The 13241-nt window shown below is 65.8% G+C and carries 11 protein-coding genes; 7 read left to right on the forward strand and 4 right to left on the reverse strand.

From position 1 onward, the window contains the following. Positions 1 to 169 precede the first annotated feature (169 nt). The 3 genes from OHB26_RS26280 to OHB26_RS26290 are packed head-to-tail and all read left to right on the forward strand — an operon-like array spanning position 170 to position 2610. Positions 170 to 1438 carry a bifunctional 3,4-dihydroxy-2-butanone-4-phosphate synthase/GTP cyclohydrolase II gene (locus tag OHB26_RS26280; protein WP_330179918.1) on the forward strand — a complete coding sequence of 423 codons (1269 nt, stop codon included), beginning with the start codon at positions 170 to 172 and terminating at the stop codon, positions 1436 to 1438. 36 nt (positions 1439 to 1474) lie between these two features. Beyond that, on the forward strand, positions 1475 to 1954 hold the full coding sequence (ribH, locus tag OHB26_RS26285; RefSeq protein ID WP_330179919.1) for a 6,7-dimethyl-8-ribityllumazine synthase: 480 nt from the start codon (positions 1475 to 1477) through the stop codon (positions 1952 to 1954). Between the two features lie 2 nt (positions 1955 to 1956). Continuing rightward, on the forward strand, positions 1957 to 2610 hold the full coding sequence (locus tag OHB26_RS26290; protein ID WP_330179920.1) for a PH domain-containing protein: 654 nt from the start codon (positions 1957 to 1959) through the stop codon (positions 2608 to 2610). 51 nt (positions 2611 to 2661) lie between these two features. Here the strand turns inward: OHB26_RS26290 and OHB26_RS26295 are convergent, their stop codons facing one another. After that, positions 2662 to 4617 (reverse strand): gamma-glutamyltransferase family protein, encoded by a 1956-nt coding sequence (locus OHB26_RS26295; protein ID WP_442943042.1) that lies wholly within the window; start codon positions 4615 to 4617, stop codon positions 2662 to 2664. A gap of 238 nt (positions 4618 to 4855) precedes the next feature. Between OHB26_RS26295 and OHB26_RS26300 the strand changes: the two genes are divergently transcribed. Continuing rightward, a complete protein-coding gene (locus OHB26_RS26300; protein ID WP_330179922.1) occupies positions 4856 to 6325 on the forward strand; it encodes an amino acid permease in 1470 nt (489 codons plus the stop codon). Between the two features lie 241 nt (positions 6326 to 6566). After that, complete coding sequence (locus tag OHB26_RS26305; protein ID WP_330179923.1) at positions 6567 to 7064, forward strand: hypothetical protein; 498 nt, start codon at positions 6567 to 6569, stop codon at positions 7062 to 7064. A 107-nt stretch (positions 7065 to 7171) separates the two neighbouring features. Here the strand turns inward: OHB26_RS26305 and OHB26_RS26310 are convergent, their stop codons facing one another. After that, on the reverse strand, positions 7172 to 8836 hold the full coding sequence (locus OHB26_RS26310) for an FAD-binding dehydrogenase (RefSeq protein WP_330179924.1): 1665 nt from the start codon (positions 8834 to 8836) through the stop codon (positions 7172 to 7174). Positions 8837 to 8916: 80 nt separating this feature from the next. Between OHB26_RS26310 and OHB26_RS26315 the strand changes: the two genes are divergently transcribed. After that, positions 8917 to 10167 (forward strand): winged helix-turn-helix domain-containing protein, encoded by a 1251-nt coding sequence (locus OHB26_RS26315; RefSeq protein WP_330179925.1) that lies wholly within the window; start codon positions 8917 to 8919, stop codon positions 10165 to 10167. Between the two features lie 149 nt (positions 10168 to 10316). Here the strand turns inward: OHB26_RS26315 and OHB26_RS26320 are convergent, their stop codons facing one another. Both OHB26_RS26320 and OHB26_RS26325 read right to left on the reverse strand, forming a co-directional pair. After that, positions 10317 to 10649, reverse strand: a complete 333-nt coding sequence (locus OHB26_RS26320) for a hypothetical protein (protein WP_330179926.1) — start codon at positions 10647 to 10649, stop codon at positions 10317 to 10319. Between the two features lie 106 nt (positions 10650 to 10755). Then, on the reverse strand, positions 10756 to 10920 hold the full coding sequence (locus OHB26_RS26325; protein ID WP_330179927.1) for a hypothetical protein: 165 nt from the start codon (positions 10918 to 10920) through the stop codon (positions 10756 to 10758). A gap of 220 nt (positions 10921 to 11140) precedes the next feature. On the opposite strand from OHB26_RS26325, the gene uvrC reads away from it, so the two are divergent. After that, on the forward strand, positions 11141 to 13141 hold the full coding sequence (uvrC, locus tag OHB26_RS26330; RefSeq protein ID WP_330179928.1) for an excinuclease ABC subunit UvrC: 2001 nt from the start codon (positions 11141 to 11143) through the stop codon (positions 13139 to 13141). The last annotated feature ends 100 nt before the right edge of the window (positions 13142 to 13241 follow it).

Here is a 13241-nt window from a genome sequence, read left to right on the forward strand (position 1 = left end):
CGCGGCCCGGCTCGGTTCTGGAGCGACGGAGCGAGGGAGCGTAGCGACTGAGCGGAGGAGTGAAGAACCGAGTCTTCGGGGGCCGCGAACCGCGACGCCGGAGGCGGCGCAAATCAGACACTGCCCTAATGTAGGAGCGGCACCTAATTCGAGATGGAGCACAACAGACGTGACCAGGTTCGACACCATCGAGCGCGCAGTCGCCGACATCGCCGCGGGTAAGGCAGTTGTCGTCGTCGACGACGAGGGCCGGGAGAACGAGGGCGACCTCATCTTCGCGGCGGAGAAGGCAACCCCCGAGCTGGTGGCCTTCATGATCCGCTACACCTCCGGTTACATCTGTGTCCCGCTCACGGGTGAGGACTGCGATCGACTGGGCCTGCCGCCCATGTACGCGGTCAACCAGGACAAGCACGGCACCGCGTACACCGTCTCCGTGGACGCCCGCGAGGGCATCTCGACGGGTATCTCCGCCGCCGATCGCGCCACCACCATGCGGGTGCTCGCCGATCCGCTGGCCAAATCCGATGATCTGACCCGCCCGGGCCATGTGGTTCCGTTGCGTGCCAAGGATGGTGGCGTACTGCGCCGTGCCGGGCATACCGAGGCCGCGGTCGACCTATCCCGGATGGCCGGACTACACCCCTCCGGTGTCATCTGCGAGATCGTCAGTCAGAAGAACGAAGGCGATATGGCGCGCACCGAGGAGCTGCGCATCTTCGCCGACGAGCACGATCTGGCGCTCATCTGCATCGCCGACATGATCGCCTGGCGGCGCAAGAACGAGAAGCATGTCCGCCGCGTCGCCGAGGCTCGCATCCCGACCGCGTTCGGTGATTTCAAGGCCATCGGTTACGAGAGCGAATACGACGAGTCCGAGCATGTCGCCCTGGTGATGGGCGATATCTCCGGTGCCGACGGCAAGGGTGAGGACGTGCTGGTGCGCGTGCACTCCGAATGCCTCACCGGTGATGTCTTCGGTTCGCTGCGCTGCGACTGCGGTCCGCAGTTGAACGCCGCACTGCAGCTGGTGGCCGATGAGGGCCGCGGCGTGGTGCTGTACATGCGCGGTCACGAGGGCCGCGGTATCGGACTGATGCACAAGTTGCAGGCGTACCAGGTGCAGGACGAACAGCAGCTGGACACCTACGACGCCAATATCGCCATCGGCCAGCCCGCCGACGCGCGCGACTACGGCACCGGTGCCCAGATCCTGGTCGATCTCGGCATCACCTCGATGCGACTGCTGACCAACAATCCGGATAAGCGCGCCGGGATCGAGGGCTACGGCCTGAGCATCACCGAGCGCGTGCAGATGCCGGTGCGCGCCAACTCGCACAACCTGCACTACCTGCGCACCAAGCGCGATCGCATGGGCCACGACCTGGTCGGCCTGGATGATCTCGACCTGGGTGATCTGGGCGAAACCGCGAACTGATGCGGGCAACGGACATATGAGAAGGGCGGAAAACCGATGAGCGGCACGGGCGTACCCACGTTCGAGCTCGCCGATGCCAAGGATCTCAAGCTTGGCATCGTGGCGTCGCGCTGGCACACCACCATCTGCGATGCACTGGTCGCCAATGCGGAGAAGACCGCGCGTGATGCCGGGGTCGCCGATATCACCGTGGTCCGGGTCGCGGGCGCGATGGAGCTGCCGGTGGTGGCGCAGGCGCTGGCCCGCAGCCATGACGCGGTGGTCGCTCTCGGTGTCGTAATCCGTGGCGAGACACCGCATTTCGAGTACGTCTGTGATTCGGTCACCGCCGGTCTGACCCGGGTCTCGCTCGATGAGAGCGTGCCGGTCACCAATGGTGTGCTCACCGTGAACACCGAACAGCAGGCCCTGGATCGTGCGGGTCTGCCGGGTTCGTTCGAGAACAAGGGTGAGCAGGCGTCCGCCGCCGCCCTCGATGCCGCGCTCACACTGCGCGAACTCTCGCAGACCGTCTGAGCATGCCTGTCGTCCGGATCTGGAAGCGCGACGGCGGTGCGGAGGAACCGCCCCGCCGGAAGCGGCCGTCCGCGACCGAATCGACTCAGCCGTCGGCGACCGAATCGAAGGCCGGTGAAACCGCAGTGTCTGGCACCGAAACCGCTGGCGCGCAAGCGAAGTCAGCTCCCGAGGCGTCCGAGGAGAACGAGCCCCCCGCCTCGTCCGGAGCCGAATGGGATCTAGAGGTGCGCCCGCAGCACGCCATCATGACCGCGCGCATTGTCGCGGCCCTGCTGGCCCTGGTCTTCATCATCGCCGGAATCTTCCTGCGACACGGCTCCACCGGCGTGAACTTCCGCCTCGCGGACCAGCTGGGTCTGGCGGTCTTCGGACTGCTGCTCGGCGGCGGGGTGCTCCTGCTGACCCGCCCTCGCGTCCGAGTCGGTAAGCGCGGTGTCGTGGTCCGGAACATCCTCGGGGACAGCGAATTCCGCTGGCAGGACATTCGAGGCATCTCGTTCGCGGACAAGAAGTCCTGGGCTCGTCTGGAACTCGTGCACGACGAGTACGTCCCCATGATGGCCATCCGCACCAACGACAAACTCCGCGCGGCCTCGGCCATGGATCGCTTCCGCGAACTCGGCGCGAAGTACACCGCCGGAAATCCGAGCTGACATACCCGGGGCCCGCGTCGCGGTCCCCGGGCAATCGCCTTCCGTGCCAGGCTAGTTCGGGTCGCCGAGTACGACGCCCTCACGCCGGGGATCCGCACCGCCGGCCCAGCCGTTCCCGTCCCGGACCAGGGCGGAGAGGCCGCTGGATTGCGGCAGGACCGAGACCTGATGGCCCAGCTGGCGTAGCTGTTGGACGAGGGGATCCTGGTCGCCGTTATCGGCGGCATTGATCGCCGGGTGTTCACCGCCGACATTGGTGGTGGGGGAGTTGGCCGCACCGAAGGCGACCATGGAGACGGCCTGTTGGGGGTTCAGACCCCAATCCAGCATGGCCACCAGCGTTTTCACCACGAATTGGATGATTACCGAGCCGCCGGGGGAGCCGGTGACGTACGCGAGTTGGCCTCGGGTGCCATCGGGGGCGCGGTCGAAGACCAGGGTCGGGGCCATGGAGCTGCGGGGGCGTTTGCCCGGGTCGAGCCGATTGGCCACGGGGAGACCGTCTTTGCCGAGCGGTTCGGCGGAGAAGTCGGTGAGCTGGTTGTTCAGGATGAACCCGTCCACCAGGTGGAAGGCGCCGAAGGCGGACTCGACGGTGGTGGTCATCGAGGCGGCGTTGCCGTACTCGTCCACTATGGAGATATGGCTGGTGCCGTGTTCGGGCTGTTGGACGCCATTGCCGAGGGGTACGGGGCCGAAGTCGCCGGGCTGGGCGGTGCCCATGCTGTGGTTGAGGTCGATGAGTCCGGAGCGCTGCTTCAGATAGTCCGGATTCAGCAGCGTGTGCGGTGAATTGCCCGGCATCGGAATGAAATCCGAGTCGGCGACGTACTTGTCGCGGTCGGCGTAGGCGAGGCGTTCGGCCTCGGAGATCAGGTGTACGGCCTGGGCGGTGGGCTTGCCGCCATCGCGGGCGGTGTCATTGTCGCCGGTGGTATCGGTCGGTTTCATCGACGCCAGATCGAAGTTCGACAGAATGCCCAGGGTGGCCTCGACGGTGGTGCCGCCGGAGGACGGGTTGGGCATGCCGCAGATCTCATGGGTGCGGTACGGCGCGCACAGTACGGTGCGCTTCTTCGGTTGATATGCGGCGAGATCCGCGGCGGTGGTCAGACCGGGGGTGCGTCCGCCCGTGGTCGTGCCGATGGCATCGATGATGTCCGCGGCGATGGCCCCGGTATAGAAGGCGTCCGCGCCGTCGGAGGCAATCGCGTTGAGGGTCTTGGACATCGCCGGATTGGTCAGCGTCGTTCCGGCCGGTTTCGGCTTACCGTCGCCCTGTAGGAAGTAGGCCCGCGCATTGTCGTCACGCGCGAGATCGGCTGCGCTGTCGGCGATTTGACCGGCCATGCGTGGACTGATCTGAAAGCCTTGGTCCGCCAGGGAGATTGCCGGAGCGAACAGATCGCGCCAGGTTTGCTTACCGTGTTCGCGCTGGGCCAGCTCCAGCATGCGCAGTACCCCGGGCGTCCCGATGGATCGGCCGCTGGCGCGGGCGTTGGGCTGGGGGGTGGTGCGGTCGGTATCGCTTATCCAGCGCAGATAGTCCTGGGTGGCCGCGGCGGGTGCGGTTTCGCGACCGTCGTAGGCATCGACCTGTTTGCTCGCGGCGTCGTAGTAGAGCAGGAACGCGCCGCCGCCGATGCCGGTGGCCTGCGGCTCGACCAAACCCAGTACGGTCTGCGCCACGATGAGCGCGTCCGCGGCCGTGCCACCGTCCTTCAGCACCTTGCACGCGGCTTCGGTGGCAATGGGATTGGCGGTGGAGACCGCGAAGGTCTTGGTGTGCACGGGTTTCATCCCGGTGCGGTATCCGGTGGCGATCTCCGGATTGGTGCTCAGATTTGTGCTGGTGGGGCCGCTGCCCGCGGTGGCGCTGATGGGAACGCCATTGGGGGAGGTCTCGCACGCGCCCAGTTTCGACTCCGAATCGGATGAACAGGCCGTGGCCGCTCCCAGTAGCAGCAGCAGGGCGGCCGCGGCGCCGCTCCAGGTATGCCGTCGCATGCGCCTCATGATCGGACTCTAGCGCCGGTGCGCGGCGCGGTCTGGTTTTTGCGTTGCTCGGGCGGTATATCGACTACCGGCGTCACGCTGGTTACCAGCATTGGGAAGTCGTCCGTACCGCGTGAAGTGCTCTGACCACCGGTAACGAGCCCTGCTCGGAGCGGCGATGTGGTTCTCAGTTATTTGCAAGGTACTCTCGGACCGCCTCAATACACGATTGCGGAGGGTTAACCGGCGTATGACCGAGATCCGGACACAGGCCACAAATCTCACTGCCGAGGACAGCGGCTATCACAAGGCGCTCAAGCCCCGGCAATTGCAGATGATCGCCATCGGTGGCGCCATCGGAACCGGCCTTTTCCTCGGTGCGGGCGGTCGTCTCGCCAGCGCGGGGCCATCGCTGTTCGTGGTGTACCTGATCTGTGGTGTTTTCGTCTTCTTCATCCTGCGCGCGCTCGGCGAGCTGGTGCTGCACCGCCCGTCCTCGGGTTCGTTCGTCTCCTACGCGCGCGAATTCTTCGGTGAGCGAGCGGCTTTCGTCGCGGGCTGGATGTACTTCCTGAACTGGTCCATGACCGGCATTGTCGACACCACCGCCGTGGCAACGTATTTGCACTACTGGGGCCCGTTCGAGCCTGTGGCGCAATGGATTCTGGCGCTGGGCGCGCTGATCATCGTGCTGGGTATCAACCTGGCGTCGGTGAAGTGGTTCGGTGAGATGGAGTTCTGGGCCGCCATGATCAAGGTGCTGGCCCTGGTCACCTTCCTGATCGTCGGCACGGTCTTCCTGGCCGGACGCTTCGATGTCGACGGCGCTCGGACCGGCCTCGGTATGGTCGCCGATGCCGGGGGTTGGTTCCCGACCGGCATCCTGCCGCTCATCACCGTCACCTCCGGTGTCGTCTTCGCCTATGCCGCAGTGGAAATGGTCGGTATCGCCGCCGGTGAGACCGAGAACCCGGCCAAGATCATGCCACGCGCCATCAACTCGGTGATCGTGCGTATCGCGGTGTTCTACTGCGGTTCGGTCATCCTGCTGGCACTGCTGCTGCCGTACACCGCGTACAAGGCCGGGGAGAGCCCGTTCGTCACCTTCTTCGGCAAAATCGGTGTGGCGCATATGGGTTCGATCATGAACTTCGTGGTGCTGACCGCCGCGCTGTCGAGTTTGAACGCCGGTCTCTACTCGACCGGGCGCATTCTGCGGTCGATGGCCATGAACGGCAGTGCGCCCAAGTTCACCGCGCGCATGTCCAGCGCCGGGGTGCCCTACGGCGGCATCCTGCTCACCAGCACCATCGCGCTGTTCGGTATCTGGCTGAACTACATCGTCCCGGACGAGGCGTTCGAGATCGTGCTGAATGTGGCGTCGCTGGGCATTCTGGCGTCCTGGGCGACGATCGTGCTGTGCCAGCTCAAGCTCTGGTACTGGTGGAAGAACGGCCGGGCCGAGCGGCCCGCGTTCCGGATGTTCGGTGCGCCCTGGTCGGGTATCGCGACGCTGGTGTTCCTGTTCGCGGTGCTGGTGCTCATGGCCTTCGACCATCCGGTGGGCACCTGGACGGTGGGCAGCCTGGTGATCATCGTGCCCGCCTTGATGATCGGGTGGAAGGTCGCCAAACCGCGGGTGCTGGCGATCGCCGAGCAGCGGGCCGGGTACACCGGTGAGTTCCCGGTGATTCCGCCCATCCCCATGGACGACAAGTAGTTTCCGGCTTCCGGCGCTATACTGGAAAATCGCTGGAGGACCTGCACTTACGACGGCCGCACACGGAAATCGTGTGCGGCCGTTATGTGTTCGAGATCACTGTTTTCCTCGCGTGCTATCCGCTGTGGCCATGGTCATAACTTCCCGAACTCGATTGTCTCGCAGCTGAATATTTGGTTAGCGTCAGGCTCTGCGCGTTCGCAGGGGGCGCGCAACCAGGGGATACTCGATGAGGAGTGCTGTGAGTTCGCAGTCGGCTGTGGTCGACGAGATGGATATCTCGCCGACGAGTGCCGGGAACAGTGTTCCTGCCACGATTTTCGAGCGATTCGCAGTGGTACTGCGAACGGTCCGCCGTAATTGTTCCGAGATCGAACTGCCCGCGAAGGTGCGGGAAACTCAATACGCCGCTTTCACGGCCGCGGGATTCGCGCTGGTGCATGTGCTGCTCGGGGTGACCAGTGGGTTCGGCGGGCTGCTCGGGAGCGCGGGGCATTTCTTCGCCGCCTGGGTGACCGGCGGTGTGGCACTGTTCTTCGGGCTGCGCTCGCAGTGGGTCTGGGTGGCCGCACTGGGATTGGCCAGCCTGCAAGCCTTCTACGGCGTCTTCACGCTGGTATCCGCTGAAATGCCCACGGGGGTCGGGCCTTTCGCGGTGCTGTTCGGTGTGATGACGTCGGGAATCGTGCTCGCGCTACTGCTGCGCGGGGACTGCTACCGCTGGTTCGTAGCCGCCTGAAGGCAACGTGCCGCCCACGCGTAATGCGTGGGCGGCAAACGCTTTCGGTCACTTCGCACGCCCTCGTCATCCCGGCGTACTTTTGGCCGGGATCCATGGCGCGTCGATTACTTCAGGCTGCGGCCCAGGGCTCGTCCGGCCGCGCGACCGGAGAAGATGCAGCCGCCCAGGAATGTGCCCTCCAAGGCGTTGTAGCCGTGTACGCCACCGCCGCCGAATCCGGCGACCTCACCCGCGGCGTACAACCCGGGGAAGGCGGTGCCGTCCGCGCGCATGACCTGTGAGTCGAGGTTGGTCTGCAAGCCGCCCAACGTCTTTCGGGTCAGGATGTTCAATCGCACCGCGATCAGCGGGCCGTGCGCGGGATCCAGGATCTTGTGCGGGGTCGCCACCCGGCCGAGCTTGTCACCCAGGTAGCGGCGGGCGTTGCCGATGGCCATGAGCTGGCCGTCCTTGCTGAACTTGTGCTCGGTATCGCGGTCGCGCGCCACGATCTGGCGTTCGATATCGGCGGGATCCAGGTGCGGACCACGGGTGATCTTGTTCATGCCCGCGACGAGATCGGTGAGAGTGTCGGCGACCACGAAGTCCACACCGTGCTGCTTGAACGCCTCCACCGGCCCCGGCGCGCCCTTGGCCACGCGGCTCTTGAGCGTGAGTTTGAGGTCCTTACCGGTGATATCGGGATTCTGCTCCGAACCCGAGAGCGCGAACTCCTTCTCGATGATCGACTGATCCAGGATGAACCAGGAGTAGTCGTAGCCGGTCGAGAGAATCCGCTTCATGGTGGCATTGGTGTCGAAGCCCGGGAAACACGGTGCGGGCATCCGCTTTCCATTGGCGTCGAACCACAGCGAGGACGGTCCGGGAATGATGCGGATGGCGTGATCGGGCCAGATCGGATCCCAGTTGTGAATGCCTTCGGTGTAGTGCCACATACGATCTCGGTTCACGATCCGTCCACCGGCGGCCTCGGTGATGCCGAGCATGCGCCCGTCCACATGCGCGGGCACACCCGAGATCATGTGCTCCGGGCACGGGCCGAGGCGATCGACCGGCCAGTTGCGGCGGATCAGATCGTGATTGTGGCCGATACCGCCGGAGGTGACGATCACCGCCTGCGCGGCGAGTTCGAAGTCGCTCACCGCATTTCGTGATGATGCGACACCGCGCGCCTCTTCCGAGGGTTCGAGGACGCTACCGCGCACACCGGTGACGGTGTCATTGTCGACCACCAACTCATCGACGCGATGCCGGAACGCGAATCCGACCTGTCCGCGCTGTTCGGCGGCGAGCACCGGCTCCAGGAATACCCGCACCACCTCCGGCCCGGTGCCCCAGGTGAGGTGGAAGCGCGGGACGGAATTGCCGTGCCCATCGGCGAATTCGCCGCCGCGTTCGGCCCAGCCGACCAGCGGGGTCACCCGCAGCCCCAGATCGTGCAGGTACTGCCGTTTCTCGCCGGCCGCGAATTCCACGTAGGCGCGCGCCCACTGGCGGCCCCAGTGGTCCTCGTCCTCGCGGTCGAAGCCCGCGGAGCCGAACCAGTCCTGCATGGCCAGTTCGAGGGAGTCCTTCACGCCGAGGCGGCGCTGCTCCGGACTGTCCACGAAGAACAGTCCGCCCAGCGACCAGAACGCCTGGCCACCGAGGTTGGCGCGGTTCTCCTGATCCAGCACCAGTACCCGGCGCCCCGCCTTGACCAATTCGTGGGTCGCGACCAGACCGGCCAGACCGGCGCCGACGACGATGACATCCGGGTTCTCGATCATGCCCAATTCCTCGGTTCGTAGAAGTTCGATACACGACTGTATCGAACTTGTCTGTCGGTGGGACATGGCATGGTTCCACTGTGCCGATTTCCTCCAATGGATCTGCTGCTCTGACCGTCGCGGCGGCGCGTCGCATTGCCCTGGGCGCTCAGGGCTTCGCCACCGCCCGCCCGAGCGGTGCGCCCACCCGGCGCACGCTGGCCAAGGTGCTCGACAACACCAAGCTGCTACAGATCGATTCGGTGTCGGCGGTGGTGCGTGCGCACTACGCACCGGTGTTCAGCCGGATCGGGGCATACGATCGCGCGCTGCTGGATGAGATGTCGTGGAGCGATTCCGCGCGTCGCCCGCGCAAGCTGGTCGAATACTGGGCGCACGAAGCGGCCCTGCTGCCGGTGGACGATTGGCCGCTCATGCGCTGGCGCATGGTGAAGTACCGGCACGGCCGCTGGGCCGGACTCGGCCGCCATCGCGATGAGAAGCTCGCCGACGAGGTGCTGAGCGTGGTGCGCGAATTCGGCCCGAGCACCGCCGGCGAGATCGAGAAGCATCTCGAATTGGATCGTCCACGTGCCAAGGACAATTGGGGCTGGAACTACAGTGAGACCAAGGTGGTCTGCGAGCAGCTCTTCGCCTCGGGTGCGTTGTCGGTCCCCAAACGCGTTGGCTTCCAACGCCATTACGACCTCACCGAGCGGGTACTACCCGCCGAGGTCTGCGAGCGGGAACTCGACGAAGCCGACGCCATCCGCGAACTCGTCCGCCGCGCGGCCTCCGCCCACGGCATCGGCACCGAGACCGATCTGCGCGACTACTACCGCCTGACCCGCGTCCAAACCGAACCCGCGATAGCCGATCTCATCGCCTCGGGGGAGTTGGAGCAGGTCACCGTCGAGGGTTGGGACAAGCCCGCCTACCTACACACCGCGGCCCGCGCTCCGCGCCGAATCACCGGCGCGGCCCTGCTGTGCCCGTTCGACCCGTTGATCTTCTTCCGGGCCCGCACCGAGCGCCTGTTCGACTTCCACTACCGCATCGAGATCTACACGCCCGAACACAAACGCGTACACGGCTATTACGTCTTCCCGTTCCTGCTCGACGGTGAGATCGTCGGCCGCGTCGACCTGCGCGCGGATCGCACCACCGGCGTTCTCCGCGTGCCCGGCGCGTTCTCCGAACCCGGCCGGGACGCAACCTACGTGGCGTCGGAACTCGCTGCGGCACTGCGGGAAATGGCCGACTGGCTTGAACTCGACACCCTCGAGGTGGGCGAGCGCGGCGACTTGGCCCCCGCACTGCTGCGCGAGTTGAGCCCGCGCCCGCGCGTCTGAACGCTCTCGCGGATAGGGGAACCCGCCGAGGAGGGCGCCCCGTCATCCCGGCGTGCGTGTGGCCGGGATCCACACCGAAGGTGCCGCAACGAATTTCAGTGGATTCCGGCCACAGCGCGTCGAACGGCTGAACGCCGTCTAGTCGAACCTCAGAACGGCCCGTCGGTGTAGGCGTTCAGGACGATCCCCCGCTTGCCGTCGCCATTGCATTCGATGGTCATGGGGATGAGCGGGCGGGGAGAGTCGCCCACGATGTAGGTGGGGGACTGGAAGCCGTTGCCGACCTGGCGGGTGCCGAGGCATTCGACGACGGCGGCGTACCACATGCCCTCGGGGCAGGTGTAGGTCGCGGTGTCGAGGGTGCGGTCGATGCGGCAGGGCGCGTCGGCGTGCGCGGCCGGTGCGGCAATGCTCACCAGGGCGGCGGCTCCCAGGCTCAGGGCCGAGCCGAGCCCAATGGACCGGCGGTGTTGCTGATTCATCTTCAATACTCCCCTTGTGCGTGGACAGATCGTTCGATGACCGTGCGCACCCATACTGGCCTCGTACACCGCCGCGATGCGGGAATACGCGCGCGGCGTGGCGCGCCTAGGCGACCAGGAGCGGTGCGGGTTCGGAAAGCACCGGGCCGCCGCAGACCACAACGGTGGATTGGTGCATCAGATAGTCCCCGTACACGAATATGGTTCCGTCCGCGGATTCGGCGGTCGCCGGGACGGACACCGCCACCAGTGCGGCGGCGGCCAAGGTCAACGCGGCTCCGATCGCAAGCGACCGGCGTCGACGGCGAAGGCGAATCATGGCAACTGCTCCCCTCTGGTTCGGTGATCTTGCCGGTACCTTCGTCGCCGAGACGCTCGCGGATGAGTTCGACGGCGTGGCGCGGTCCTACACGAGTGTCGTGTCGCCTTCGCCGGATTGGTCGGGAGCCGGGCGCGACGGGCCTGTCGGAGGGGATCGTTAATCTGGGTGCGTGCCTGATCCTTCGACGTACCGGCCCGCGCCGGGGACGATTCCTGTTGAGCCCGGCGTCTACAAGTTCCGGGACGTCCACAAGCGGGTCATCTACGTCGGTAAGGCGAAAAGTCTGCGCAGCAGGCTGAACTCGTACTTCGCGGATGTCTCCGGGCTGCACCCGCGCACCCGGCAGATGGTGACCACCGCCGCCAGCGTGGAGTGGACGGTCGTCTCCACCGAGGTCGAGGCGCTGCAGCTCGAGTACAACTGGATCAAGGAATTCGATCCGCGCTTCAATGTGCGCTATCGGGACGACAAGTCGTATCCGGTGCTGGCGGTGAGCCTCAATGAGGAGTATCCGCGGGTGTTCGTCTATCGCGGCGCGCGCAAGAAGGGGGTGCGGTACTTCGGCCCGTACGCGCACGCCTGGGCCATTCGCGAAACCCTGGATCTGCTGCTGCGGGTCTTCCCCGTGCGCACCTGTTCGGCGGGAGTCTTCAAGCGGCACAGTCAGATCGGCCGTCCCTGTCTGCTCGGCTATATCGACAAATGCTCCGCGCCGTGCATCGGCCGGGTCGATGCCGATGAGCATCGGCGGATCGTCGAGGACTTCTGCGACTTCCTCTCCGGCAAGACCGACCGCTTGGTCAAGGAGCTGGAGAAGAAGATGCACGCCGCCGCCGAGGAGCTCGATTTCGAGACCGCGGCCCGGCTGCGCGACGATGTACAGGCCCTGCGCCGCGCGCTGGAGAAGCAGGCCGTGGTGCTCGGCACCGGTACCGATGCCGATGTAATCGACTTCGCCATAGACGAATTGGAGGTCGCGGTACAGATCTTCCATGTCCGGGACGGCCGCGTGCGCGGTCAGCGCGGCTGGGTGGTCGACAAATCCGGCGATGCGATCGACGAGGTGGAGTCCGGTGGTGAGGTGCCCGCGCTGGTCGAACAGTTCCTCACCCAGTTCTATGGCGAACAATCCACCCTGGCCGAACAGTCGGGCGATGAGCAGCCCGGCAATGTGGTCCCGCGCGAGGTGCTGGTGCCCGCCCTGCCGCGCGATGCCGAACAGGTGCAGCAGTGGCTCTCCGCCATCCGCGGCTCGGGCGTGCAGCTGCGCGTCCCGCAGCGCGGTGACAAGAAGGCGCTCGCCGAGACCGTGCAGCGCAATGCCCAGGAGGAGCTGCAGCGTCATAAGCTAAGGCGCGCAGGCGATCTCACCGCCCGCTCGGCCGCGTTGCAGGAGATCCAGGACGCCCTGGATCTGGACAGCGCCCCGCTGCGCATCGAGTGCGTGGACATCAGTCACGTACAGGGCACCGATGTGGTCGCCTCCCTGGTCGTCTTCGAGGACGGTCTGGCGCGCAAGTCCGAGTATCGGCATTACGCCATCAAGGAGGCCGCCGGTGACGGTCGCTCCGACGATGTGGCCAGTATCGCCGAGGTGACCCGGCGCCGCTTCGCCAAACTACGCCGCGATCTGGATGCCGCCGAGGCCGCCGAGCTCGCCGAATCCGATTCGGAGGCAACAGAATCCAGCCTGCCGGGCATCGATCCCAAGACCGGTAAGCCGCGCCGCTTCGCCTATCCGCCCAACCTGTACGTGGTCGACGGCGGCGCCCCGCAGGTCAATGCCGCCGCCGAGATCCTGGACGAACTGGGCATCACCGATGTCGCGGTCATCGGTCTGGCCAAGCGGCTCGAAGAGGTCTGGGTCCCCAATGAGCCGGATCCGGTCATCATGCCGCGCACCAGTGAGGCGCTGTATCTGCTGCAGCGGGTGCGTGACGAGGCGCACCGTTTCGCCATCACCTTCCATCGCAGCAAACGTTCGCGCCGGATGACCGCCTCGGTGCTGGACACCGTTCCCGGCCTGGGCGAAACCCGGAAAACGGCGCTGGTGACGCACTTCGGGTCGGTCGCCAAGCTGAAGGAGGCTACGGTGGAGCAGATCACCGAGGTCCCGGGCATCGGCATGGCCACGGCCAAGGCGGTACTCGCTGCTTTGCATACCGACTAGGTCCCCGGGCGGCATTCGCGCGACACGCCGAGAGCGTGTTGCGCGACACGCCGTCTGTGCAGGTCGGGAGGGAGAATCACAGCTATGTCTCTCCTCGAGC

The sequence above is a fragment of the Nocardia sp. NBC_01503 genome (genome assembly GCF_036327755.1).
Taxonomy (GTDB): Bacteria; Actinomycetota; Actinomycetes; order Mycobacteriales; family Mycobacteriaceae; genus Nocardia.